Origin of the sequence: Plantactinospora siamensis (genome assembly GCF_042434095.1) — a bacterium.
Taxonomy (GTDB): Bacteria; Actinomycetota; Actinomycetes; order Mycobacteriales; family Micromonosporaceae; genus KBS50.
Genome location: NZ_JBHLUE010000011.1, coordinates 351,455 through 374,873, shown reverse-complemented (window position 1 = coordinate 374,873; position 23,419 = coordinate 351,455). Strand labels below are relative to the sequence as shown.

The following is a 23,419-nucleotide window of genomic DNA, read 5'->3' as shown; positions in this document are numbered from 1 at the left end:
CCCGCCGCGCGCCTCGATGGCCTAGGCTGCCCACCCAGCCCAGGCAGCATGAGGATCGGAGATTCGCACGTCGTGCCCGAGGGAATGGACGACCCCCGGCGCTCGGCCGCGGGCGAGCTGGAACTGGCCCGGACGGCCCTGGCCGACGGCGACCTCCAGCACGCCGCCGGGCACGTCGCCGGCGCGCTGGCGCACGCACCGACCCTGCCCGAGGCGCACGAGGTGCTCGCCCAGCTCGCGGCGCGGACGGGCGGCGGCCTAGACCTGTTCCCGCTGCGCCAGCATCCGTTCGTCGGCACGATCGTGGCCCGCGCCCACCTGCTGGCGGCCGCGGGCCGGCCCGCCGAGGGGCTGGAGCTGCTGGCCATCGCCACCGACCACGCTCCGGCGGTGGACTGGGCCGGCGTGCCCTGGGTGGCCGCCCCCGCGCTGGCCGAACAGGTCGACCCGGACCGACTGGCCCGGCTGCTGATGCGGATCTGCGCCGGCATCCCCGATCCGGCGCCGCAACCCGGCCGGGCCGCGCTGCGCCCGTACCTCCGGCTGGCGGAGCGGGCGATCGCCCGGCACCCGCGGGCGGCGCTGCTGCTCGGCGCGGCGTCGGCGCTGGCCCGCCGGCTCGACGAGATCCCGCTCGCCGTGCACTGGGCCGGCGCCGGCGTCCGGGCCGCGCCGTCGAAGCTCGGCGAGGTCTGGCTCGGGTACGCCCACCGCAGCGCCGGACGGATCGACGCGGCGCTGGACGCGCTCTACCGGGCGGTCGCGTACGACCCCGACGACCTCTCCGTGTACGCCGACATCGCCGGCACGCTGGCCGACAACGGCCGGCTGGACGAGGCGCTGCGCTGGACCGACCGGGCCCTCGAACGCGACCCGACGTTCGACTGCGCGGTGCACACCGCGCACCGGCTGCGGTACCGGCGGGACGGCGAGGTGCGGCACCTCGTCGGGCTGGCCGACTTCCAGCGCGAGCATCCGGACGACTCGCACGAGCACGGCGACCTGGCCGAGTGCTGTTCCGGCGAGCCCTGGCTGGGCCGGCTGCCGGCCGCCCAGGAGGCGGTGGCCGGGGTGCTGCGCCGGATGCTGGCCGACGGGCACGGCCGGGACTCCTCCGGGCTGGTCGCCCGGGGTCGGGTGCGGCTCAGCGGCCTGGAGCCGCCGAGCGCGCTGCGGGCGGTGGCCGCCGCCGCGCCCGGGCTGCGGCTGGACATCGAGAAGGTGCCGGACCCGGACCCGCGGTTGCCGCGCCGGGCCGTCGAGCGGCCGCTCTGGCGGTACGACGGCACCACCGCGACGCCCGCGCTGCCGCCGCCGTCCGCGGCCGCCGCGGAGCGGATCCGGCAGCTCGCCCGGCCCGGCTGGCGGCACCCACCGGACGCGTACGACAGCGCCGTGGCGCTGGCCACGGTGGAGCTGGACGACCTGCTCGCGCTGCTGGTCCATCCGCCCGCGCCGCCGGACGACGAGCTGGGCCGTTCGCTGCTCGAGCACGACCCCACCCTCTGGGTGCGGTCCGTCCAGGTCTGGGCCTGCCTCGGCCTGCTCCATCACCGCACCGACGAGCCGTGGCCGGCGTCCACCCGCCGGCGGGTGCTGCTCGACCTGCTCTGGGGCGTCGAGGACTGGGTGACCGAGGCGGCCCTGTTCGCCCTGATCACGTACGCCTGGGTGGATCCGTCGGTACGCCCCGAGGTGGCCCGGACGGGCACCGAGCGGCTGGCCGACGCCATGGCCGCGGCCCGCACCCGCCCGGTGTCGATCCTCAACTCGCTGGCCTGGCTGCTGCTGGCCGCCCCGGACGTCGATCCGACGGTGCTGGTGCTGACGAGGGAGCTGCTCGGCATGCACCGCCTACGCGAGCCAGGCTGGCTGGCCCGCCTCTGGCGCCGCCTGCTCCGGAGGTGAAAGGAAGGGCCCCTTCTTATCGCTTTTTGTATAGGAAGGGGCCCTTCTTAACGCCGGCCGACCGGCGCGCCGGGACGCGGCGGCCGGCCGGCGCACCGGGACCCGGCGGCCGGCCGGCGCACCGGGTCGCGGCGATGGGCCGGCCTCAGGCCACCGGCGACTCGGCCAGCGCGGTCTCGGCCTGCTCCTCGGGCGAGCCGGCCGGGGCGCGGTCGGCGGCGCCGCGCAGCGGGATCTCCTTGATGAACCAGGCCAACACCGGCACCGCGATCGTGAACAGCACGGCCCAGCCGAACACGCCGGCGATGGAGTCGGCGAGCCCGCCGAGCACCGCTTCCCGGACCGGGCCGGCCAACTTCTTGAGGTCCGCCGGGTTCATGCCGGCGCCGCCGGCGCCACCGCCCGAGGCCTGACCCAGGAACGGGCCCGCGCTGGAGGCGGCGAGCCGGCTCGTGAAGATGGCGCCGAACAGCGAGATGCCGAAGGATCCGCCGATGGATCGGAAGAAGGTGGCGGCGCCGCTCGCCGCGCCCAGGTCCCGCTGCTCGACGCTGTTCTGGGCGATGAGCATCGAGGTCTGCATGAGGAAGCCCATGCCGACGCCCAGCACCACCATGTACGCCGCCAGCTGGGCGCGGCCGGTGTGCGCGTCGAGCAGGGTGAGCAGCCCCATGCCGGCCGTCATCACCACGCCGCCGATGATCGGGAAGGCCCGGTAGCGACCGGTCTTGGTGATCACCCGACCAACCACGATCGACACCACGAGCATGCCGAACATCAGCGGAAGCAGCAGCAGGCCGCTGTTGGTGGCCGACGCGCCCTGCACGGTCTGCTGGAACAGCGGCAGGAAGTTCATGGCGCCGAACATGGAGAAGCCGAGCAGGAAGCCGACCGCCGAGATCAACGCGAAGTTGCGGTTGGCGAACAGCCCCAACGGCAGGATGGGCTCCGGAACCCGCCGCTCGACCAGGCCGAACGCCACCAGGCTGACCAGCGCCAGCGCGCCGAGGCCGATGATCTGCGCCGAGCCCCAGGCGTACTGGTTGCCGCCCCAGGTCGTGATCAGCACGATCGAGGTGATGCCGACCGAGAGCAGGGCCGCGCCCAGCCAGTCGATCTTGTGCTCGGTGCGGTACCGCGGCAGGTGCATGGTGGTGGCCAGGACCAGCAGGGCCACGCCGCCGAGCGGCAGGTTGACGTAGAACGCCCACCGCCAGGACAGGTGGTCGGTGATGAAGCCGCCGATCAGCGGGCCGGCCACCATGGCCACGGCCATGATCCCGGCGATCAGGCCCTGGTAGCGTCCCCGCTCGCGGGGCGGGACGAGGTCACCGATGATGGCCATGACCCCGACCATCAGGCCGCCGGCGCCGAGCCCCTGCACGGCACGGAACGCGATCAGCTGCACCATGCCGTCGCCCGGTCCGCCGAACATCGAGGAGCCGGACATCCCGCACAGGGCCGACCCGACCAGGAAGATCACGATCGAGGTGAGGAAGACGGCCTTGCGCCCGTACAGGTCGCCCAGCTTTCCCCAGATCGGCGTGGAGACCGTGGTCCCGAGCACGTACGCGGTGACCACCCAGGTGAAGTGGTTGAGCCCACCGAACTCGCCCACGATCCGGGGCAGCGCGGTGCTGACGATCATGTTGTCGAGCATCGCGAGCATCATCGCGATCATGAGACCACCGAGCACGACCCGGATGTTCGGACGCACCGCCGTGGCTTGTGCGGTGTCGGTCATCGGTACGTTCCCCCCAGCTACCATTCGTCTTACTTGCCGGCCGGCTAGTAAGCTTACTAGCCGCACGGTAAGTTGGCGGCGGGTAACGGTCAACCCGATTAGGCGGTTTCAGTGAGCGAGAGCACAGGCGGCACCCGGGCCCGCATCCAGGCCGTGGCGCTCGAGCTCTTCACCGAGCAGGGGTACGAGAAGACCTCGCTGCGCGAGATCGCCGAGCGGCTCGGGGTGACCAAGGCGGCGCTCTACTACCACTTCAAGAGCAAGGACGACATCGTCAACAGCTTCGTCTCGGACCGGATCGAGCGGCTGGACAAGATGGTGGCGCGGGCCCAGGAGCAGCCGCGGGACGCCGCCGGCCGGCGCCGGTTGATCGAGGAGTACGCCGACGAGATCTTCGGCGGGCACAGCTACCGGGTGATGCGCTTCTTCGAGCAGAACCAGACCGTGCTCAAGAGCCTGACGGCCGGGCAGATGCTGCGGGACCGGATGATGCAACTGGCCGACATCCTGGCCGGCGACGACGAGTCGCCCACCAACCGGGTCCGGGCCGTCCTGGCGCTCTTCGCCGTACACAGCAGCTGGTTCGCCGTGCGCGGCCCGGACATCGGTGAGGAGCAACGCCGCCGGGTGGCCCTGGACGTCGCGTTCGAGCTGCTCGACCGCAACGCCGCCGACGGAACCACCCCCGGCTGACGGCGGCGGCCCGGTCGCGCTTCGATCGTGGCGGCGTGGTGGCGCCGCCCATCATCACTCCATGATCGACGACGGCTGGCGGGCCGCCACCGGCAGGGCCAGGCGCAGGGCCAGCAGGTCGACGTCGGGCGCGGGCGACCAGTCCCGGTCGGGCAGCCGGGTGAACCCGAACCGCGCGTACAGCCGCTGGGCCGGCGCCGAGAAGCTGCGTACGCAGATCACCACCCCGGCGCAGCCGGCGGCCGCGGCCCGGTCCAGGCAGGCGGTCACCAGCGCGGCGCCGGCGCCGCGGCCCTGGGCGGCCGGATCGACCGCGAGCATCCGGAACTCCGCCTCGCCCGGGCCGGCCAGCTGAGCGTACGGGGAGCCGGGCAGCACGAAGGTGACCGAGCCGAGCACCGACCCGGCCGCGTCGACGGCCACCAGCAGCTCGCCGGCCGCGGCCCGTGCCGGTACGTCGGTGAGCTTCCGTTCGTAGCCGTGCTTGCCGGGCAGCTGCCCGTCCGCCTCGTAGGCCGCCACGCTCACCCGGGCGATCTCCGCGAAGTCGCCCGGAACGGCGGCCCGGACCAGCACGGTCACTCGATGACGGCGATCAGGTCACCATCCTGGACCACGTCGCCCTCGTTGACGGCCAACTGCGCCACGACGCCGTCGGACTCGGCCAGCACGGGGATCTCCATCTTCATGGACTCGAGGATGACCAGCGTGTCGCCCTCGGAAACGGAGTCGCCCGCCGAGGCGACGACCTTCCACACGTTCGCCACCATCTCGGCGCGGATCTCGTCGGCCATGTGATGCGGCCCTCCCTCGTCTCTCCCGAGTGTCTGCGAACGGTATCCAATCATGCGACGGTCCGCTGCGACGGCCGACCAGGCCCGACTACCATCGGCGGGTCATCACCTCCGGTAGCGGAAAGGGGCAGACCCATGGCCAAGAAGGCGCGCAAGAAGAAGGCCCGCAAGAAGAGCTCGGCCAACCACGGCAAGCGGCCGAACTCCTGATGGGTCCGGCACCCGGCCGGCTGTCCACGCGATAGCCGGACCGGGCGGGCTCACTCGGGCAGGTATTCCCGGGCCTCGGTCTCGACGACCAGCTCGGCCAACCGCACCCGCAGCCGCTCGCGCAGCTCGACCGGCGCCTTCTCGTTGCCGCAGCACCGCGCGACCAGCGCCTTGACCTCCCGCTCGATGCCGTACTCACGCAGGCACGGCGAACAACCGTCCAGGTGCGCGCGGATCTGCACCCGGCGCTCGTCGGCGCACTCGAGGTCGAGGTAGAGGTAGACCTCGGCAAGCACCTCGCGGCAGTCCCCGTGCTCGTGCTGCGGCTTCTCGCTGCTCATCCGCTCACACCTCCCGGCTGGCCGCGGCGGCCCGATTGGCGGAGGCGGCGCTGAACCCTCGTTCGGAAGCGTACTGTTCGAGCAGCTTGCGCAGGTTCCGGCGGCCGCGGTGCAGCCGGGACATGACCGTGCCGATCGGCGTACCCATGATCTCGGCCACCTCCTTGTAGGAGAAGCCCTCCACGTCGGTGAGGTAGACCGCGAGCCGGAACTCCTCCGGCAACTGCTGCAGCGCCGCCTTCACGTCGCTGTCCGGGAGCCGGTCGAGGGCCTCCGTCTCGGCCGACCGCAGGCCGCTGGAGGTGTGCGACTCCGCCTCGGCCAGCTGCCAGTCGGTGATCTCCTCGGTCGGCGCCTGCACCGGTTGCCGCTGCCGCTTGCGGTAGGAGTTGATGTAGGTGTTGGTGAGGATGCGGTAGAGCCACGCCTTGAGGTTGGTGCCCTGCTCGAACTGGTGGAAGGCGGCGAACGCCTTCAGATAGGTCTCCTGGACCAGGTCCTCCGCGTCGGCCGGGTTGCGGGTCATCCGCAGTCCGGCCGCGTAGAGCTGATCGACGAAGGGCAGCGCGTCACGCTCGAAGCGCGCCCGACGCTCGTCCGTCTTTTCCGGTCGTGTCAACCGAACGTCTCCTCGCTCTCCAGCCGACTTCCGCAGAGTCGACTGTCCCGCCGAGGATACGCGTAAACCGCCATTGGCAGATTCGGTTCCGATGGCTGCGCCGGGGCCGGCGCCGACCGCCGATGAGGTCGGCCACTCCGGGCCGGTCAGCAGCCGCCGCACCCGCTCACCTCCGGGCCGCTCGCCACCGGCGCCCAGCGCTGCCCCGGCACCGCCGCGCTCCATGTTCCGTGTTCCGGTTGACACCGGATCGACTCCCTCGCTCGAGAAGACCTTCCGCGAGTGACAACGCGATCCGACCGCCCGGACATTCCGTCGACCGGCCCACATCCCTGGCCCCAGCGGTGGCACGGTGCCGCCGCTGGGACCAGGAAGGGCCTGGGAGGGCGGCGACGGCGCCGAATGTGACGGCCGCCGCCAGAGGGTGCAACGACCGCTCCGGAGGCCGGAAACGGGGTCTCCGGCGCGCCGCAAGCAGCCCGGCCGCCGCAAGCGGGCCGGCCGACGCAAGCGGCCCAGCCGCCGCAAGCGGCCCGGTTCACCGCGCCCAGCCGTGCTCGCGCAGCCAGCCGAGCGCCAGCTCCGCCGTGGCGGCGGGATCGGCACGCAGATCGTGTCGCTCGCCGGCCCGGATCCGGACCACCACCCCCGGGCGCGGGGCCGGCACCCCGAACGGATCCCGGTCCCCGTTGATCACCAACGTCGACAGTCCGCTGTCGAGCTCGTCCTCCCGGGACCGGTCGGGCCGGCCCGGCGGGTGGGACGGGAACGCCAGCGCCAGCACGCCGGCGGCGCCCACCGCGCGCGCAGTCCGGCACGCCACCCGGGCGCCGCTGGACCGGCCGCCGACCACCAGCGGTACGCCGGCACCCACCCGCTCGGTCAGCGCCCGAACCACTGCGGTCCACGCCGCGTCGAGCTGGCCGGCGGGCGCGGGCGCGCGCCGGCCGGCCACTCGGTACGGCTGGGTCACCCTGGCCACCAGGACGCCGGCCCGGATCGCCGCGGCCGCCACGGCGGTGAGGTCCGGCGCCTCGACGGTCCCGCCGGCCCCGTGCCCGAGGACCAGCAGGCTGACCGGTGGACCGACCGGTACGTCGTGATCGACCGCGGCCGGGCCGACCGGCGTGGGAAATGGTTCGGTGTGCCGCACCCTCAGATTGTGCCGGCGCCGCCGGCGGCGCACCGGACAACTTTGCCGGCGCCGCCGGCGGCGGATTACCGGCCGAGCGGCACCAGGGTCAGCAGGCGGTCCCGCACCGGCGGGCCGGCCTCGTCGACCGCGTCCGGATCGGGCTCCACCTGGCCGCGCCAGGCGAGCAGCATGGCCCGCCGTTCGCGCGGCGTCGTGCCGCCCCAGACGCCGTGACAGTCCCCCACCTCCAGCGCCCAGGCCAGGCACGCACCCTGCACGTCGCAGGTGCGGCAGAGCGCCACGGCCGCGTCGGCCGGTTCGTTGGGCGCCGGAAAGAACGTTTCCGGGTCTACGCTCTGGCAGGCGCCGCGGATCCGCCAGGCGTCGTCGGCCTGCCGTTCCCGCAGGGCTCTGAGCAGCCTCGGATCCCGTCGCGCGGCGTCCACCTCATGCGGGCGGGGCATACGCGCCCGTGTCATCAACCCACCTCCCCCGTGGGACCGGCACCTTGCTGGCGTCGCTCGCCCGGTGCGAACTGACATCGACTGCCGGCGCTGTGTTGTATCGCACCCAGACGGGGACAGACAAGGGTCCTCGGGAAATCCTGGCTGAAAGATCGAGCGGACGAAGAGCACAACCTGTGGCAAATGCCGCAGGCTGCTCACGCTCGGTAGCCGAAGGATGCCGGCTCGGGCCGGTCAGAAGAGCGTCAGCCGGACGGGCGCCTCCCGGTGCTCCTCGGGGACCGGAATCCGGGCGACGAGCCCGGGTCCGTCGTTGCGGACGTCGCCCACCGCGCGACCCACCGGGCGGATCTCGATGCCGGCCACGGTGGCCGGGTCCGGGGCGGCCAGCAGGGTCTCCGGCTCGCCCCCGCCGGCCAGCCAGGCCGGCCACCGGGCCGCGGGCAGGACCAGCGGCATCCGGTCGTGCACCCCGGCCAGCTCGCCGATCGCCGGCCGGGTGATGATCGAGCAGGTGAGCAGCGGGGCCGAAGCGGAGCCGGGCGGGCCGGACCACACCGACCAGAGCCCCGCGAAGGCCAGCACCGAGCCGTCGTGCGGGGTCATGAAGTACGGCTGCTTGCCCCCGTCGCGCCGGACCCACTCGTACCAGCCGTCGGCGGGGATCAGGCACCGGCGGCCGGCGAACGAGCGGGCGAACGCCCGGCTGGTGGCGACCGTCTCGGCCCGGGCGTTGATCATCCTGGCCGCGCCGCCCGGATCCGGCGCCCAATGCGGCACGAGCCCCCACCGCGCGGTGGCCAGCCGCCGCTCACCGGTGGACGAGAGCCGGACCACCGGCACCGGGTCGGTGGGCGCCACGTTGTAGTCGGGCGCCAGCCCGCCGGTGTCGTCGTCGGCCTCGAACAGCGCGCCGAGCTCGGCCGCGCCCCGGGTCGTCGCGTACCTCCCGCACATGCCGCCCACGCTAGACCGCCGGACCCCCTCCCGCCGCCCCTGCGCCGGCCGCATCGCCGGCACGGTCGGCGCGGACCCGCGACCCCGGGCGGCGGGGAAAGCGCCGGATGTCCCGCCAACCGGGAGCGGTCCCCGCACGATCACATTTCGTCCGGGGAAACCGGCAGAATGTATCCGTGCCCAACCTGACGGCGACCCGCCCGCCCCAGCCGTGGACCGCCCCGACCGCCACCGGCCCGGTCGAGGCCACGCTCCGGCTGCCCGGCTCGAAGTCGATGACGGCCCGCGCCCTGGTGCTGAGCGCCTGCGCGAGCGGGCCGTCCACGCTGCGCCGGCCGCTGCGGGCGCGCGACACCGAGCTGATGGCGGCCGGGCTGCGCGCGATGGGGGCACACGTCTCGGTGGTCGACGACGAGCGCTGGCTGGTCCGGCCGCGGGAGTTGCAGGGCCCGGCGCACGTCGACGTGGGCCTGGCCGGCACCGTGATGCGCTTCCTGCCGCCGCTGGCCGGGCTGGCCAGTGGCACGGTGACCTTCGACGGCGACCCGCAGGCCCGGCTGCGCCCGCTCGGTCCGCTGGTGGGCGCGCTGCGCGCCCTCGGCGTCCGGATCGAGGCCGCGCCCGGCGACGGCCTGCCGCTCACCGTGCACGGCACCGGGCGGGTGACCGGCGGAGAGGTGATCATCGACGCCTCCGCGTCCAGCCAGCTCGTCTCCGGGTTGCTCCTGGCGGCCGCCGGGTTCGACCGGGGCGTGGTGGTGCGGCACGTGGGCCGGCCGGTGCCCTCCGCGCCGCACCTGCGGATGACCGTGCAGATGCTGCGGGCCGCCGGCGCCGGCGTGGACGACAGCACCCCGGACATCTGGGCGGTCGAGCCGGGCCGGCTCTCCGGCCGGGGCTGGGACATCGAACCCGACCTCTCCGGCGCCGTGCCCTTCTTCGCCGCCGCGCTGATCACCCAGGGCGAGGTGACCCTGCGGGACTGGCCGCGCAGCAGCGCCCAGCCGGTGGACCGGCTGCGCTCCCTGCTCGGGCAGATGGGCGGCGAGGTGGCGCTCGGGGCCGACGGCCTCACCGTGCGCGGCGGCGGTCGGCTGCACGGCTTGGACGCCGACCTCTCCGACGTCAGCGAGCTCACCCCCGCGCTCGCGGCGCTGGCCGCCCTGGCCGACTCGCCGTCCCGGCTGCACGGGGTCGCGCACATCCGCGGCCACGAGACGGACCGGTTGGCCGCGCTGGCCCGCGAGCTCACCGCGCTGGGCGCCGACGTCACCGAGTCGCCCGACGGGCTGGAGATCCGCCCCCGGCCGATGCGCGGCGGCCTCTTCCGGACGTACGACGACCACCGGCTGGCGCACGCCGCCTCGCTGATCGGGTTGGTGGTCCCGGGGATCGAGCTCGACGACGTCGCGTGTACCTCGAAGACCATGCCCGAGTTCCCGGCACTATGGTCAGCGATGGTGGCCGGCAAGAGCTGACCGCCCGGCGGCACGAGGGGGACGGCTCTGGCAGGCAGGCGGCGGGAGTACGACGAGGATGACGTACGGGTCCGGCCCGGCCGGTCGTCGCGCCCGCGCACCCGCACCCGACCCCGGCACTCGGACGCGGTCGACGGCTTCGTGGTGGCCGTGGACCGGGGCCGCTACACCTGCGTGATCGACTCCGGCGGCGAGCCGGAGCGGATGGTCACCGCCATGCGGGCCCGGGAGCTGGGCCGCCACTCGGTGGTGGTGGGCGATCGGGTGTGGCTGGTGGGCGACGTCTCGGGCGCGCCCGGAGCGTTGGCCCGGATCGTCCGGATCGCCGAGCGCCGCTCGGTGCTGCGGCGCACGGCCGACGACGACGAGACCACGGCCGAGGGTCGGATCGAACGGGTGGTGGTGGCCAACGCCGACCAGCTCGTGATCGTCAGCTCGCTGGCCGACCCGCCGCCGCGGACCGGTTTCATCGACCGGTGCCTGGTGGCGGCGTACGACGCGGACATCGCCCCGCTGCTCTGCCTCACCAAGGCCGACCTGGCCGGCCCGGACGCGGTGCTGCAGTACTACACCGAGCTGGACCTGCCGTACGTGCTGGTCCGGCCGGACTCCGACCTGGCCGAGGTGCGCTCCCGGCTGGCCGGCCGGGTGTCGGTGCTGGTGGGCCACTCCGGGGTGGGCAAGTCGACCCTGGTCAACCGGTTGGTGCCGGCCGCCGACCGGGCGGTGGGCACGGTGAGCGCCATCGGCCGCGGCCGGCACACCTCGACCAGCGCGGTGGCCCTGCGGCTGCCACCGGGCTCCGGCGACGAGGGGCGGCCCGGCTGGATCGTCGACACGCCGGGCGTACGCAGCTTCGGGCTCGCGCACGTGAGCGCGGAGAGCCTGCTCCACGGCTTCCCGGATCTGGTGCCGGGCACGCTGGACTGCCCGCCCAACTGCGAGCACACGCCCGCCGAGCCGGAGTGCACGCTGGACGCCTGGGTGGCGGCCGGACATGCCGACCCACGCCGCCTGGCGTCGTACCGCCGGCTCCTGGCCTCCCGGGCCGGCGATCCGGACTAGCGAGCCGGACCGCCGCCGGCACCCCGGGGCCGCCCTGGCCGCAGCGGACGGCGAGCCGGCCCGGAGCGTCGGTGGGAAGGCCCAGACGGCGGCCCGGCGGCGATTCGCGGACCTGCCGCCGGCCGGCGCCCCCGGGGTCGGCTACCTTTCCGCCATGGCCCGCTATGCCGACGACCTGGCCCTGGCCCACGTTCTGGCCGACACCGCGGACACGATCTCGATGTCCCGGTTCCGCGCCCTGGACCTGCGGGTCGAGTCGAAGCCCGACCTGACCCCGGTGAGCGACGCGGACACCGCGGTGGAGCGCGCCCTCCGGGCCACCCTGTCCCGCAGCCGGCCCCGGGACGGCGTCCTCGGCGAGGAGTTCGGGACCCAGGGCGGCAACGGCGACCGGCAGTGGGTCATCGACCCGATCGACGGCACGAAGAACTTCGTCCGCGGGGTGCCGATCTGGGCCACCCTCATCGCGCTGATGGACGGCGACCGGCCGGTGGTGGGCCTGGTGTCGGCGCCGGCGCTCGGGCGGCGCTGGTGGGCCGCCACCGGCCATGGGGCGTACGCGGGCCGGCACCAGGCCGCGGCCACCGCGATCTCGGTGTCCGGGGTACGCCGGCTGGCCGACGCGAGCTTCTGCTACTCGTCGCTGCCCGGCTGGGAGCAGGCGGGCCGGTTGGACGCCATGCTCGACGTGATCCGGGAATGCTGGCGCAGCCGCGCGTACGGCGACTTCTACGGGTACATGCTGGTGGCGGAGGGCGCCGTCGACGCCATGGCCGAGCCCGAGCTGTCGCTGTGGGACCTGGCCGCGCTGATCCCGATCGTCACCGAGGCCGGCGGGACCTTCACCGACCTGGCCGGCCGGCCCGGGCCGGCCGGCGGCAGCGCGCTGGCCACCAACGGCCCGCTGCACGCCGGCCTGCTCGACCGGCTGGGCACACCCGGAAGCCGGTGAGACGCCGGGCCGGCGCGCCCGCAAGCCGGTGAGACGCCGGGCCGCCGCGCCCGCAAGCCGGTGCGCGGCCGGGCCGGCGCGCTCGGCGTTCGCGAGGCAGCCGCGCCGCTCACCCGGCCACCCACTATCCTCGCCGGGTGGTGTCCACCGGATGGTTCTTCCTGGCTGCGATGATCGTCAGCTACGGGGTGGCCAACCTGCTGCAGTCGGTCGCCGCGGCCCGGACGACCGTGCACCACACCTTCGACCCGGGTCTGCTGCTCCGGCTCGCGGGGCACCGGACGTACCTGGTAGGCCTGCTCTGCCAGTTCATCGGCTTCACGCTCGCCTTCCTGGCCCGGCGCGAGCTCCCGCTGTTCCTGGTCCAGGCCAGCGTGGCCGCGGGCCTGGGGGTCACCGCGCTGCTCGGGGTGCTGCTGCTGAAGTGGCGGCTGCCGCGCGCCGAGGTGGGCCTGCTGGTGCTGCTGTTCGGCGGGATCGCCGCGCTCGTCGTGTCCGCCGAGCCGGCCCCGGCGCGGCAGCTCGGGGTCGCCGCGCTGGTCGCGCTGGTCGGCGCGGTCGGCCTGGTGGCCGCCGGCGGCTTCTTCGCGGTACGCCTGCGCGGCGCGCTCGGCTCGGTGGTGCTCGGCTCGCTGGCCGGGATGTCCTTCTCGGCCGCCGCCGTCGCGGCCCGGCCGCTGGCCTCGGTGCAGACGGTCAGCGTCTTCCTCAGCGACCCGCTGCTGTATCTGCTGATCGCGCACTCGGTGGTCGGGCAGCTGCTGCTCGGGCTGGCCATGCAGCGCGGGTCGACCACCGCAGCGGTGGCCGCGATGGACGCGGCCGGTGCGGTGCCGGCCGCGATCGTCGGCCTGCTGCTGCTCGGTGACCGCATCTGGCCCGGGCTGGAGTGGCTGGCCGGGATCGGTTTCCTGATCACCCTGGTGGCCGTCATCGGGCTCACCCGGTACGCCGAGCCGCAGCACCAGCATGCCGAGCGCGCCCGGCGCGCGGCGGCAGCGGCAGCGGCGGCCACGAAGCACAGCTGATCCGCCCGCGCCCCGGCGGGGACGCGGGCGGACGGTTCGTACCGGCTCTCAGGCCGTCACGGGCTCCTCGACCGGTTCCAGCTCCACCTCGGCCACCGTGGGCTCGACCTCGGCCGGCCGGCGGCGGCGCACGACCCGCTCGTAGAGCCGCTCCAGCGTCCCGACGGTGCGCTCCCAGGTGTAGCTGCAGCGCACCCGGTCCACGGCCGCGTGCCCGAACGCGAACCGCTGGGCGTCGTCGGCCAGCATCCGGCGCAGCGTCACGCCGAGGCCCCGCACGTCGCCGGGCTGCACCAGCCGGCCCGTGACGTCGTCGACCACCGTGTCGGCCACGCCGCCCAGCGAGTAGCCGACCACCGGTACGCCGCAGGCCATGGCCTCCAGCGGGATCCGGCCCACCGGCGAGTACCGCGGAGTGCAGGCCACCACGTCGGCCGAGCGGTACCAGGCCGGCATCTGCCCGTACGGGACGGCGCCCACCAGCTTCACCTGCTCGCCGACGCCCGTGCTCTCGGCGAACTCGCGCAGCCGGCGCGCCTCGGCGTGCTCGGACAGCCGGTCGGCCGGCGGTCCCCCGGCGATCACCAGCTCGGCGTCGCCGATCAGGCGCAGCGCCCGGATCAGATCGTCGTGCCCGTGTCCCGGGCCCAGCCCGCCCACGGCGAGGATGCGGGACCGGCGGTCCCGCGGAACCGCCTCGCCGTCCGGATGGAAGCGTTCGGTGTCCACCCCGCTCGGCACCACCGCCACGGCCGTGCGCTGCAGCCCCATCCGGGTCAGCTCGTCGACCTCCTCGCTGGACTGGGCGACCGCCAGGTCGACGGCCCGGGTGAGGGCACGCTCCAGCGGGATCCGCTCGCCGGGCCCGGGGTAGGCCGGGCCGAGGTGCCGCAACTGCTCGACGCCGAGGCTGTGGAAGGTCTGGATGATCGGGATCTCGGTCTGCCGGACGGCGCTGGCCGCGACCAGGCCACCCAGCCAGAAGTGCCCGTGCACGATGTCCGGTTGCCAGTCGCCGGTCCAGCGCTCGCTGAGCCACTGCCCGAAGGCCGGTACGTGTCGAACCAGCTCGCCGCTCGGCACCGGTCCGGCCGGACCGACCGGAACGCGCTCCACCCGGTAGCCGTCCTGATCGACGAGGTCCGGCGCGCCCGTATCGTCGCGCCGTTCGTAGATCCGTACCTCGTGACCGCGAAGTGCCAGTTCGGCCGCGACCCGCGCGACGTGCTGAGCCGGGCCCGACGAGTCACCCCGGGCGTCCGCTGGACCGGATTGGGCACAGACCAGGCCAACGCGCATCGGCACCTCCCTAACCTTCGCGCGGGTCGGACCGACCCACGGTCAGAGGGTCCCATTATCCCGGTTTTCGGGTACCAAACCTGAGCGTCCGGCCTAATCCGCGCCAACTGTCGCCGCTGCTCATCGGCGCCTTTCCGGGGGCCGGCGCCGGGCGCCACGACCTGGACCATGATCGCGGACGTGACCAGCGCCGCGGCCGCGATCGGGTGAGCGCAGCCTCGCATGAGGCCCGGTAGGCGGGGGTACCACACCGGCGTGAGAGCAGATCACGCGAACCGCGTGCCGCCCACCGGCGAGCGACATCCGTGCCGGCCGGCGGGAACGGCCGCGACCCGTCCAGTGCCCGGAGGAACTCGTGGCCATCCCTGATCCGGCTGGTGCGAGCCGGCGGGTGAGCGTGCACAATGGGGCGATCATGCCCACCGACGTCCGTTGTCTCCTGGCAACGACCGAGCCCTATCCGGTGCTCCGACTCGTCGGAACGCTGGACGGGCCCACCGTCGACCGGCTCCGCGTCTCGCTGCTCACCTGTCTCGCCGATCAGGCGGGGACCGTGATCGTCGACGTCTCCGACCTTGCGGTGGCCGATCCGGCGGGGCTGGCGGTGTTCCCGGAGGTTTCCCGGGCGGCCGTCGACTGGCCCGTCGGCGAACTGCTGATCTACGCGCCGGCCGGCTCACCCGCCGAGTGGCGCGACGGGGACGTACCGGTCTCGGACAGCCTGGACGAGGCGTACCGGCGTCTGGACGCGACGGCCGGGCCCCGGCTGAACGCCCGGTTGGAGCCGGCGGTCGGCGCCGCCCGGCGGGCCCGGCAGCTGGTGACCGACGGATGCGGCCGGTGGGACGTGCCGGAACTGGCCGGTTCGGCCTGCATCGCGATCACCGAGATGGTCAACAACGTGGTGGTGCACGCGCAGACCCCGATGACGGTCCGGCTCGGGCTCCGGGACGGCGCGCTGCACGTCGCCGTGCGCGACTGGTCGCTGGCGCCGGCGGTCTTCTCCGGGCTGGCCCCGACCACCTCCGCCGGCGGTCGGGGGCTGCTGCTGATCGACACGGTGGCCCGGCGCTGGGGCGCCAGCGAACTGGCCGACGGCAAGGTGGTGTGGGCCGCGCTGTATCCCGAGGACGAGGCCCACACCAACTGACGCCGGACGACGCGTGCGCGCCGCCCGACGTCCGTACGTTGCCGGTGCTCCTACGCCGCGGCGTCGAGCAGGAAGCCCATGGCCGCGGTCCGCAGCGCCCGCTCCACGTACGGCTGGACGCCGGTGACCCGCAGCCGCACCCCCGCGCCGCGCCCGGCCTCGTGCCCGAACAGCAGCGTGGACAGGCCCGCCGCGTCGATGAAGGGCACCCGCCGGACCGCCAGCTCCACCTGCTGTACGGGCTGCCGCAGCGCGTCCAGCAGGGCGTCGCGGAGCTGTCCGGCGGTGTCCCGGTCGATCTCCCCGGCGATCTCGAGCCGCAGCACCTGCCCGGCCCGGTAGTGCTGGATGAGCAGCCGGTTGTCGTCCGGCGTCGGGCCACCGCCGTGCCAGGGTTCCGGCGTGTCGCTCAGCATGGCCTGGCGGAGCCAGGTCAGCGCCCGGGAGAGCAGCCGGGAGACGTGCATCTGGGAGATGCCGATCTCCTGCGCGATCTCCTGCTGGGTCCGGTTGCCATAGAACCGCATGGCGAGGATCTGCCGCTCCCGGGCCGGCAACCGGCACAGCAGCGCGCTCACGGTGAGCCGGTCCTCGACCGACTCCATGCCCGTGTCCTGGCCGCTGATCTCGTCCCCGAGCTCGCTGCCGGGCTCGTCGTGCCGGGGCGCGTTCAGCGAGAGCGCCGAGTATGCGGCCGCGGTCTCGCGGGCCGTCGCGATCTCCGCGGCGGTGTGCCCGGTGCGGTGCGCGATCTCCGGAACGGTCGGCTTCCGGCGCAGCTCGGCGGTGAGGTCGTTGTCGGCCCGCACCACTTGCATGCTGAGTTCCTGCATGCGCCGCGGCACGTGCACGCCCCAGGTGCGGTCGCGGAAGTGCCGGCGCAACTCGCCGGCGATGGTGACGGCCGCGAAGCCGGTGAACGGCCCGCGTTCCGGGTCGTACCGGTCGGCGGACTTCACCAGGGCGAGCCGGGCGACCTGCTCCAGGTCGTCCAGCGGCTCCCCGCGGCCGGCATAGCGGCGGGCCAGCCGGGTGGCGAACGGCAGCGCCGCACCCACCAGCCGGTTCCGGTACGCGATCCGCTCAGCTGAGCCCTCGGGCAGGCCGATGACCTCCGCGGCGTAATTCGCGGCGAGCAGGTCGAGGTTTGCCTGGTCCCCGGGGGTCCCGGGAGTTGCTGTCACTGCGGTGGGATGGCGGATCATCGCGCAGACTCCTTCACGCCGCGCACCGTCGCCGGTCACGGCCTGTCGTCGAGTGTGCTGCTTGATGCCCGCGTCTTGAGCACCTGGGAACGTCGGAGCGCCCAGGTTGAGGTCGGCGCGATCAGCTCTCTCCCCGACCATACTGCCCGAACGGCCGGGCGACAATCGCCGGACCGGCCCGGTGATCCGATGCATGAATCGACGCAACCGGTCGTTCGGTTACCCGTCCAGGTCAGTGGGTAGATCAGCGGGCATGCGCGACGACGACTACCCCACCCCGCTTTCGGACCCGGAGGCCGACGGCCTGCCCGACACCGCGGATGACGATTCCAGCGCGAACGACGACGTCGCGACCGGGCGCGAGGCGGACGGACCGGATCCGGCCCCGCTTCCCCCGGACCGCGAGGACGGGACCCTGGAACTCGATCACTTCGGGCTCACCGCCGACGAGCAGCTGGACGGCGAGTCGGTGAACTACAAGCTCGCCCGGGAGCGCTCCGAGCGGGACGTGAACGATCCGCTGGCCGGGGCGGTGGATCCGGGCATCGCGGCCGAGGCCGACAGCGAGGAGGCCGCCGCGCAGGCCCAGCTGGACGCCGACGTGATCAACGACGGCCCCACCTCGGACCCGAACTCGCCGGTGTCGCTCTACGACCACGGCCACCTGGGCGGCGGGGACGACGGCGCCCCGGTGGGCCGGCTGGTCGAGCAGGACCAGGGCGCCGGCACCCGGGAGGACGTGGAACCGGACTCGGTGGCCTGGGACGCTGGCGCCGCCGGGGGCGGGGCCAGCGCCGAGGAACGGGCCGTGCACGAGACGGAACCGCCCGAATCGCACTGATCCGCCCGCCGCGGGGGCGTCCGGCGCGGACCGGAGGCCCCCGGGGCGACGGCGGGCGCATTCGCGACGTACGGTGGAAAAGCCGCGAATGATGGAGCCTAGCTGGCGGAGACCCGACCATGACCAACGCCGAATCGCCAAGACCGCGTACGGTGTTGCCCATCGAATCCTCGCTGCTGCTCTCCGATTCCTTCGGGCCGGCCGAGGTGACCGACCTGCGCCACACGGTCACCTCGTTCGCCGGCGAGTCCGGGCTGACCGGGTCGCGGCTCGAGGACTTCGTGCTGGCGGTGAACGAGCTGATCACCAACGCGGTGCGGCACGGCGGCGGCCGGGGCTCTATCCGGCTGTGGCGCGAGGGTCCGGCGGTGATCTGCGAGGTGTCGGACACCGGCCGGGGCATCTCCGCCGAGCGGCTGGGCGACGGGCGTCGCCCGGCGCCCGACACGGCCGGTGGCTGGGGCCTGTGGCTCGCCAAACAGCTGAGCGACGAGATGATCGTGGAGAGCTCCGACCTCGGCACCACGGTCCGGATCAGCGCGAGTCTCGACCCGCCCCCGGGGCAGCCACCCCGGCGATAGCGGACGCGGTCACCCGAACAGCGCGCTGACCGACTCCCCGTTGTGGATCCGCCGCATCGCCTCGGCCAGCGCCGGCGCCACCGACAGCACCTTGAGCTTCGGTACGCGCTTCGCCGCCGGAATGGGCACCGTGTTGGTGCAGACGATCTCCAGCACCCCGTCCTGCGAGCTCAGCCGCTCCAGCGCGTCGGCCGAGAACAGGCCGTGCGTGCAGGCCAACCGGATGGACCGCACCTTGAGGTCACGCAGGTGGTCCATCAGCTCGATCATGGTGCTGCCCTTGGCGATCTCGTCGTCCAGCACGATCACGTCGCGGTCCACCACGTCCCCGATCACCGCGTTGATCCGGACCCGGTCGTCGCTGAACCGCTGCTTGGCCCCGGCCGCCACCGGCGTACCGAGCATCCGGGCGAACGCCGCGGCCTCCTTGGCGTTGCCCAGGTCCGGCGAGACCACCACCGTGTCGCGCAGGTCGTACCCGCGGAAGTGCTCGGCCAGTTCGCGCAGCGCGTGCAGGTGGTCCACCGGGACGCTGAAGAAGCCGTGCACCTGCGGCGAGTGCAGGGTCATCGCCAGCACCCGGTCCGCGCCCGCCGCCACCAGCAGGTCGGCCACCAGCCGGCCGCCGATCGAGATGCGCGGCGCGTCCTTCTTGTCGGACCGGGCGTACGCGTAGTGCGGCAGCACGACGGTGATCCGCCCGGCGGAGGCACCGCGGGCGGCGTCCAGCATGAGCATCAGCTCGACCAGGTGCTCCTGCACGGGCGGCACCAGCGGCTGGATCAGGAAGACGTCGCGCTCGCGGCAGTTGGCCTGCAACTGCACCTCGAGACAGTCGTTGGCAAATCTCGACACCCGGACCGGGTGCAACGGCACGTCGAGGTGGGTGCAGATCTCGGCGGCCAGTTCGGGATGGGCAGTTCCGCTGAAGACGGCGATGTCGCGCACGATGCCTCATCGTAGGCCGCGGCCGGGCCCGCTCGCCGCCGGTCCGGCCGCCGCGCCGGACGGGCCGCCGCACCGGACGGGCGCCGCGCCGGACGGGCCGCCGCCGCCCGCCGGATCGGCGGTACGGTGCTGCGATGACGCAGCAGTACGTGGCCGCCATCGACCAGGGCACCACCTCCTCGCGATGCATCGTCTTCGATGGCGACGGCGCCGTGGTCACCGTCGCCCGGCGGGAGCACCGGCAGATCTTCCCGCGCCCCGGCTGGGTGGAGCACGACGCCGGCGAGATCTGGACCGCCGTAACCGAGGTCGTCGGCGAGGCGCTCCGGTCGGCGCGGATCGGCGCGGACCGGCTGGCCGCCGTGGGCATCACCAACCAGCGGGAGACCACCGTCGTCTGGGACCGCGACACCGGCGCCCCGGTGCACAACGCCATCGTGTGGCAGGACACCCGGACCGGTCCGGCGCTGCGGCTGCTCGCCGAGCGGCACGGCGAGGACTGGTTCCGGGAGCGGACCGGGCTGCCGCTGGCCACGTACTTCGCCGGACCGAAGCTCGGCTGGCTGCTGGAGAACGTCGATGGCCTGCGCGACCGCGCCGAGCGCGGCGAGGTGCTGTTCGGCACGATGGACTCCTGGCTGATCTGGAAGCTCACCGGCCGGCACGTCACCGACGTCACCAACGCCAGCCGCACGATGCTGATGAACCTGCACACGCTGGACTGGGACCCGGAACTGCTGGACGCGCTCGGCGTGCCCGCCGCGATGCTGCCGGAGATCCGTTCCAGCGCCGAGGTCTACGGCAGGGCCACCGGCGGCGCCCTGGCCGACGTGCCGGTGGCCAGCGCGCTCGGCGACCAGCAGGCCGCGCTGTTCGGGCAGACCTGCTTCCAGCCCGGCGAGGCCAAGTGCACGTACGGCACGGGCAGTTTCCTGCTGCTGAACACCGGCGGCACCCCGGTGGCCTCCGAACACGGGCTGCTGACCACGGTGGGCTACCGGATCGGCGACCAGCCGGCCACGTACGCGCTGGAGGGCGCCATCGCGGTCACCGGGTCGCTGGTGCAGTGGTTGCGGGACAACCTGGGCCTGATCTCGACGGCGCCCGAGGTGGAGGAGCTGGCCCGGACCGTGGACGACAACGGCGGCTGCTACATCGTGCCGGCGTTCTCCGGGCTCTTCGCGCCGCACTGGCGCAGCGACGCCCGCGGCGTGATCGCCGGGCTGACCGGCTATATCACCAAGGGCCACCTCGCCCGCGCCGTGCTGGAGGCCACGGCGTGGCAGACGCGCGAGGTGGTCGACGCCATGAACGCCGACTCCGACGTGGCGCTGCGCCGGCTGCGGGTGGACGGCGGCATGACCGGGAACGAGCTGCTCATGCAGTTCCTCGCGGACGTGCTGGACGTACCGGTTATCCGGCCGACGGTCGCGGAGACCACCTGCCTGGGCGCGGCGTACGCGGCCGGCCTGGCCGTGGGGTTCTGGCCCGACCTGGCCACCCTGCGCCAGCAGTGGCGTCAGGACGCCGAGTGGCTGCCCGACATGCGGCCGGCGGACCGCGACCGGGAGCTGGCCAACTGGCGCAAGGCGGTGCAGCGGACGCTCGACTGGGAGGAGTGAGCGCTACTCCCAGCGGTCGCCGGTGAGCTTCTCGTACACGTCGATGTAGCGGGCCCGGGTGGCCGCCACGATCTCCTCCGGCAGCTCCGGCGGCGGGGAGATCCGGTCCCAGCCGGTGCCGGCGATCCAGTCCCGTACGTACTGCTTGTCCATGGAGAACTGGGTCCGCCCCGGCTGGTACGACTCGGCCGGCCAGAACCGGGACGAGTCCGAGGTGAGAACCTCGTCGCCCAGCATGAGCGTGCCGTCCGCCGACCAGCCCAGCTCGATCTTGGTGTCGGCGATCAGGATGCCCCGGTCGGCGGCCACCTCGGCGCCGCGCCGGTAGACGTTCAGGGTGATCTCGCGCAGCCGCTCGGCCGCCTCCGGGCCCACCTTGGCCACCACGTCGTCGAAGGTGATGAACTCGTCGTGCTCGCCGAGCGGCGCCTTCGTGGTGGGCGTGAAGATCGGCTCGGGCAGGATCGCCGACTCGACCAGGCCGGGCGGCAGCGGCACCCCGGACACCTCGCCGCGCTCCTGATAGCGACGCAGGCCGGTGCCGGTGAGGAAGCCCCGGGCGATGCACTCGACCGGCACCATCTCCAGCCGCCGGCACCGGATCGCCCGGCCGGCGAACTCCGCCGGCACGTCGGTGGCCGAGATCACATGATTCGGTACGAGGTCGCCGAGCTGATCGAACCACCAGAGGGACAGCGCGGTGAGCAGCTTGCCCTTGTCCGGAATCGGCGTCGGGAGCACGACGTCGAACACCGAAAGCCGGTCCGTGGCCACCAGGATCAGGTCGTCGCCGTCGGCGTACAGGTCCCGTACCTTGCCCGAGTAAACGCGTTCCACGCGGCTCAGTACATCATGAACGGCCGGGGCGGCACGGCGCCGTCCCGGCCTGGCGGAGCGCGGGACGCCCGGACCGTGTTCCGGCGTTGACACGCACGGGGCGGCCTTGTGTAAATGGTCGCGGTCGCCGGCCACCCCCCGGCGCCGGCAGGAGAAGCGTGATCCCTCTACCGACCGCCCCGCGCGCCCGGCTGCGTTCCGCCGCGCTGGCGTTGCTGCTCTTCCTGGTCGCGGGCGTGGTGGCGTGCGGCAAGGACACCGACGCGCCGGCCGACGGCGGGCCGGTCCAGCTCTCCGTCTTCTGGTACGGCAACCAGCGGCGTGCGGAGCTCACCGAGCAGGCTCTCCAGGCGTACACCCGGCGGCACCCCGGGGTGACGTTCCGGGTCACCTGGCAGGGCAGCGACGGCTACTACCAGCGGCTCGCGACCCAGTCCGCCGGCGGCAACCCGCCGGACCTGTTCCAGCTGGACGAGGACTACCTGACGGAGTACGCGCAGCGGCAGATCGCGCTGGACCTCACCGAGTTCGTCGATCGCCGCCGGATCGACCTGACCCGGCTCTCCCCCAGCCTGGTGCAGTCCGGCACGGTGAACGGCCGGGTGATGGCCGTGGCCGCGGCCGAGAACACCCCCGCGCTGGTCTACAACCGCGGCCTGCTGCGCCGGCTGCACCTGCGGGAGCCGAACCCCGACATGACGTACGACCAGTACGTGAGCTGGGCGCGCCAGGTGACCGTCCGGAGCGGTGGCCGAGTGGCGGGCACCATGGACCCGTCGGCCGACATCCGGGCGCTGTGGGTCTGGCTGCGCGCCGGCGGCCTCGAGTTCTACCGGGGTCGGCAGCTCGGCTTCACCGCCGACGACCTGGCCCGGTGGTTCGAGTTCTGGCAGGACGCGCGGACGTCCCGGGCCACCCCGGCCGCGGCCGTGGTGCAGGCGGCCAACTCCGGCGACCCGGCCCGGCAGCTCGTGGTCACCGGCCGGGCCGCGGCGTCGTTCGCCTGGTCACAGCAGCTCACCGAGTTGCAGCGGAACACCCGGGACGAGCTGGCGCTCGCCGGACTGCCCGGCGCCGCCAACGCCCAGTGGGCGCGGGCGTCGATGTACTGGGCCGCGTACCGCGGGACCCGGCACGCCGACACCGTGGCCGACGTGATCAACTTCCTGACCAACGATCCGCAGGCCGGCCGGATCCTCGGCGACGAGCGCGGCTTGAGCGCCAATCTCGACATCCGGCAGGCGGTCCAGTCCTCGCTCGGCGATCGCGCGGCGCGGCTCTCCGCCACGTTCGAGACCGCGATGGCCGAGCGGTTCGGCCCGGCGCCGCCCCCGCCGCCGCCCGGACAGGCCCGGATCCGGGCGCTGCTGCGGACGGCCGCCGAGCGGGCGGAGTCCGGCCGCGCCACCGGCCGGACCGCAGCCGCCGACTTCGTCGAGCAGGCCAACACCGCCCTGTCCGGCTAACCCCACCCCCACCCCCACCCCTCGGCGATCTTGCACTTTTGGCCCCGACAATTGCCAACAAACGGCGCATTAGACGGGCCCA

Annotated in this window: 24 protein-coding genes; 12 read left to right on the top strand and 12 right to left on the bottom strand. The window is 73.8% G+C overall.

Features of this window, described 5'->3' with window-relative positions:
- Positions 1-48: 48 nt before the first annotated feature.
- A complete protein-coding gene (locus ACFFHU_RS14770) occupies positions 49-1,908 on the top strand; it encodes a tetratricopeptide repeat protein (RefSeq protein WP_377339164.1) in 1,860 nt (619 codons plus the stop codon).
- Positions 1,909-2,053: 145 nt separating this feature from the next.
- Here the strand turns inward: ACFFHU_RS14770 and ACFFHU_RS14765 are convergent, their stop codons facing one another.
- Positions 2,054-3,652, bottom strand: a complete 1,599-nt coding sequence (locus ACFFHU_RS14765) for an MDR family MFS transporter (RefSeq protein WP_377339162.1) — start codon at positions 3,650-3,652, stop codon at positions 2,054-2,056.
- Positions 3,653-3,763: 111 nt separating this feature from the next.
- On the opposite strand from ACFFHU_RS14765, the gene ACFFHU_RS14760 reads away from it, so the two are divergent.
- On the top strand, positions 3,764-4,345 hold the full coding sequence (locus tag ACFFHU_RS14760) for a TetR/AcrR family transcriptional regulator (protein ID WP_377339160.1): 582 nt from the start codon (positions 3,764-3,766) through the stop codon (positions 4,343-4,345).
- Between the two features lie 54 nt (positions 4,346-4,399).
- Here the strand turns inward: ACFFHU_RS14760 and ACFFHU_RS14755 are convergent, their stop codons facing one another.
- Both ACFFHU_RS14755 and ACFFHU_RS14750 read right to left on the bottom strand, forming a co-directional pair.
- Entirely contained in the window at positions 4,400-4,927 is a 528-nt protein-coding gene (locus ACFFHU_RS14755; RefSeq protein WP_377339157.1) for a GNAT family N-acetyltransferase, read from the bottom strand.
- On the bottom strand, positions 4,924-5,139 hold the full coding sequence (locus ACFFHU_RS14750) for a biotin/lipoyl-binding carrier protein (protein WP_377339155.1): 216 nt from the start codon (positions 5,137-5,139) through the stop codon (positions 4,924-4,926). The genes ACFFHU_RS14755 and ACFFHU_RS14750 overlap by 4 nt, the downstream gene beginning before the upstream one ends.
- Before the next feature lie 135 nt (positions 5,140-5,274).
- Here ACFFHU_RS14750 and ACFFHU_RS14745 point away from each other — a divergent pair, with 135 nt between their 5' ends.
- Positions 5,275-5,349, top strand: coding sequence for a 50S ribosomal protein bL37 (locus tag ACFFHU_RS14745; RefSeq protein ID WP_369752275.1), 75 nt, complete (start codon positions 5,275-5,277; stop codon positions 5,347-5,349).
- A gap of 50 nt (positions 5,350-5,399) precedes the next feature.
- Here the strand turns inward: ACFFHU_RS14745 and rsrA are convergent, their stop codons facing one another.
- The 5 genes from rsrA to ACFFHU_RS14720 form a co-directional block, all read right to left on the bottom strand.
- A complete protein-coding gene (gene rsrA / locus ACFFHU_RS14740; protein WP_377339153.1) occupies positions 5,400-5,690 on the bottom strand; it encodes a mycothiol system anti-sigma-R factor in 291 nt (96 codons plus the stop codon).
- Positions 5,691-5,694: 4 nt separating this feature from the next.
- Positions 5,695-6,534: a sigma-70 family RNA polymerase sigma factor gene (locus ACFFHU_RS14735; RefSeq protein ID WP_377339780.1), complete on the bottom strand. Its 840-nt coding sequence runs from the start codon at positions 6,532-6,534 to the stop codon at positions 5,695-5,697.
- A 313-nt stretch (positions 6,535-6,847) separates the two neighbouring features.
- On the bottom strand, positions 6,848-7,462 hold the full coding sequence (locus ACFFHU_RS14730) for an alpha/beta hydrolase family protein (protein ID WP_377339150.1): 615 nt from the start codon (positions 7,460-7,462) through the stop codon (positions 6,848-6,850).
- 65 nt (positions 7,463-7,527) lie between these two features.
- Positions 7,528-7,923, bottom strand: a complete 396-nt coding sequence (locus ACFFHU_RS14725; protein ID WP_377339148.1) for a WhiB family transcriptional regulator — start codon at positions 7,921-7,923, stop codon at positions 7,528-7,530.
- Between the two features lie 219 nt (positions 7,924-8,142).
- Positions 8,143-8,865 carry an SOS response-associated peptidase gene (locus tag ACFFHU_RS14720; RefSeq protein WP_377339146.1) on the bottom strand — a complete coding sequence of 241 codons (723 nt, stop codon included), beginning with the start codon at positions 8,863-8,865 and terminating at the stop codon, positions 8,143-8,145.
- 176 nt (positions 8,866-9,041) lie between these two features.
- Between ACFFHU_RS14720 and aroA the strand changes: the two genes are divergently transcribed.
- The 4 genes from aroA (at position 9,042) to ACFFHU_RS14700 (ending at position 13,388) form a co-directional block, all read left to right on the top strand.
- Complete coding sequence (aroA, locus tag ACFFHU_RS14715) at positions 9,042-10,343, top strand: 3-phosphoshikimate 1-carboxyvinyltransferase (protein ID WP_377339144.1); 1,302 nt, start codon at positions 9,042-9,044, stop codon at positions 10,341-10,343.
- Between the two features lie 141 nt (positions 10,344-10,484).
- Entirely contained in the window at positions 10,485-11,408 is a 924-nt protein-coding gene (gene rsgA / locus ACFFHU_RS14710) for a ribosome small subunit-dependent GTPase A (RefSeq protein WP_377339142.1), read from the top strand.
- A gap of 154 nt (positions 11,409-11,562) precedes the next feature.
- Entirely contained in the window at positions 11,563-12,360 is a 798-nt protein-coding gene (hisN, locus tag ACFFHU_RS14705) for a histidinol-phosphatase (protein WP_377339139.1), read from the top strand.
- Between the two features lie 137 nt (positions 12,361-12,497).
- Positions 12,498-13,388 carry a DMT family transporter gene (locus tag ACFFHU_RS14700; protein ID WP_377339137.1) on the top strand — a complete coding sequence of 297 codons (891 nt, stop codon included), beginning with the start codon at positions 12,498-12,500 and terminating at the stop codon, positions 13,386-13,388.
- Between the two features lie 48 nt (positions 13,389-13,436).
- Here ACFFHU_RS14700 and ACFFHU_RS14695 read toward each other — a convergent pair whose 3' ends face one another.
- A complete protein-coding gene (locus tag ACFFHU_RS14695; protein WP_377339778.1) occupies positions 13,437-14,687 on the bottom strand; it encodes a glycosyltransferase in 1,251 nt (416 codons plus the stop codon).
- 415 nt (positions 14,688-15,102) lie between these two features.
- Between ACFFHU_RS14695 and ACFFHU_RS14690 the strand changes: the two genes are divergently transcribed.
- Complete coding sequence (locus ACFFHU_RS14690) at positions 15,103-15,837, top strand: ATP-binding protein (protein ID WP_377339136.1); 735 nt, start codon at positions 15,103-15,105, stop codon at positions 15,835-15,837.
- Positions 15,838-15,887: 50 nt separating this feature from the next.
- Here the strand turns inward: ACFFHU_RS14690 and ACFFHU_RS14685 are convergent, their stop codons facing one another.
- Entirely contained in the window at positions 15,888-17,042 is a 1,155-nt protein-coding gene (locus tag ACFFHU_RS14685; RefSeq protein WP_377339134.1) for a SigB/SigF/SigG family RNA polymerase sigma factor, read from the bottom strand.
- 253 nt (positions 17,043-17,295) lie between these two features.
- Between ACFFHU_RS14685 and ACFFHU_RS14680 the strand changes: the two genes are divergently transcribed.
- A complete protein-coding gene (locus tag ACFFHU_RS14680) occupies positions 17,296-17,883 on the top strand; it encodes a DUF5709 domain-containing protein (RefSeq protein WP_377339132.1) in 588 nt (195 codons plus the stop codon).
- Positions 17,884-18,002: 119 nt separating this feature from the next.
- Positions 18,003-18,464 carry an ATP-binding protein gene (locus ACFFHU_RS14675; RefSeq protein ID WP_377339131.1) on the top strand — a complete coding sequence of 154 codons (462 nt, stop codon included), beginning with the start codon at positions 18,003-18,005 and terminating at the stop codon, positions 18,462-18,464.
- A 9-nt stretch (positions 18,465-18,473) separates the two neighbouring features.
- On the opposite strand, the gene ACFFHU_RS14670 is transcribed toward ACFFHU_RS14675, so the two are convergent.
- Positions 18,474-19,412 carry a ribose-phosphate diphosphokinase gene (locus ACFFHU_RS14670; protein ID WP_377339130.1) on the bottom strand — a complete coding sequence of 313 codons (939 nt, stop codon included), beginning with the start codon at positions 19,410-19,412 and terminating at the stop codon, positions 18,474-18,476.
- A gap of 134 nt (positions 19,413-19,546) precedes the next feature.
- Here ACFFHU_RS14670 and glpK point away from each other — a divergent pair, with 134 nt between their 5' ends.
- Positions 19,547-21,034 carry a glycerol kinase GlpK gene (gene glpK / locus ACFFHU_RS14665; RefSeq protein WP_377339128.1) on the top strand — a complete coding sequence of 496 codons (1,488 nt, stop codon included), beginning with the start codon at positions 19,547-19,549 and terminating at the stop codon, positions 21,032-21,034.
- Positions 21,035-21,037: 3 nt separating this feature from the next.
- Here the strand turns inward: glpK and ACFFHU_RS14660 are convergent, their stop codons facing one another.
- Positions 21,038-21,871, bottom strand: coding sequence for a phosphoribosylaminoimidazolesuccinocarboxamide synthase (locus ACFFHU_RS14660; protein WP_377339125.1), 834 nt, complete (start codon positions 21,869-21,871; stop codon positions 21,038-21,040).
- 158 nt (positions 21,872-22,029) lie between these two features.
- On the opposite strand from ACFFHU_RS14660, the gene ACFFHU_RS14655 reads away from it, so the two are divergent.
- A complete protein-coding gene (locus ACFFHU_RS14655) occupies positions 22,030-23,337 on the top strand; it encodes an ABC transporter substrate-binding protein (RefSeq protein ID WP_377339123.1) in 1,308 nt (435 codons plus the stop codon).
- Positions 23,338-23,419 lie beyond the last annotated feature (82 nt).

Excerpts from the sequence above, each read along its gene's own strand:
- ACFFHU_RS14690 (WP_377339136.1), top strand. The coding sequence starts at position 15,103 with ATGCCCACCGACGTCCGTTGTCTCCTGGCAACGACCGAGCCCTATCCG.
- ACFFHU_RS14765 (WP_377339162.1), bottom strand. The coding sequence starts at position 3,652 with ATGACCGACACCGCACAAGCCACGGCGGTGCGTCCGAACATCCGGGTC.
- ACFFHU_RS14680 (WP_377339132.1), top strand. The coding sequence starts at position 17,296 with ATGCGCGACGACGACTACCCCACCCCGCTTTCGGACCCGGAGGCCGAC.
- ACFFHU_RS14685 (WP_377339134.1), bottom strand. The coding sequence starts at position 17,042 with ATGATCCGCCATCCCACCGCAGTGACAGCAACTCCCGGGACCCCCGGG.
- hisN (WP_377339139.1), top strand. The coding sequence starts at position 11,563 with ATGGCCCGCTATGCCGACGACCTGGCCCTGGCCCACGTTCTGGCCGAC.
- ACFFHU_RS14675 (WP_377339131.1), top strand. The coding sequence starts at position 18,003 with ATGACCAACGCCGAATCGCCAAGACCGCGTACGGTGTTGCCCATCGAA.
- ACFFHU_RS14750 (WP_377339155.1), bottom strand. The coding sequence starts at position 5,139 with ATGGCCGACGAGATCCGCGCCGAGATGGTGGCGAACGTGTGGAAGGTC.
- glpK (WP_377339128.1), top strand. The coding sequence starts at position 19,547 with ATGACGCAGCAGTACGTGGCCGCCATCGACCAGGGCACCACCTCCTCG.
- rsrA (WP_377339153.1), bottom strand. The coding sequence starts at position 5,690 with ATGAGCAGCGAGAAGCCGCAGCACGAGCACGGGGACTGCCGCGAGGTG.
- ACFFHU_RS14770 (WP_377339164.1), top strand. The coding sequence starts at position 49 with ATGAGGATCGGAGATTCGCACGTCGTGCCCGAGGGAATGGACGACCCC.
- ACFFHU_RS14725 (WP_377339148.1), bottom strand. The coding sequence starts at position 7,923 with ATGACACGGGCGCGTATGCCCCGCCCGCATGAGGTGGACGCCGCGCGA.
- ACFFHU_RS14695 (WP_377339778.1), bottom strand. The coding sequence starts at position 14,687 with ATGCGCGTTGGCCTGGTCTGTGCCCAATCCGGTCCAGCGGACGCCCGG.
- ACFFHU_RS14735 (WP_377339780.1), bottom strand. The coding sequence starts at position 6,534 with ATGGAGCGCGGCGGTGCCGGGGCAGCGCTGGGCGCCGGTGGCGAGCGG.
- ACFFHU_RS14720 (WP_377339146.1), bottom strand. The coding sequence starts at position 8,865 with ATGTGCGGGAGGTACGCGACGACCCGGGGCGCGGCCGAGCTCGGCGCG.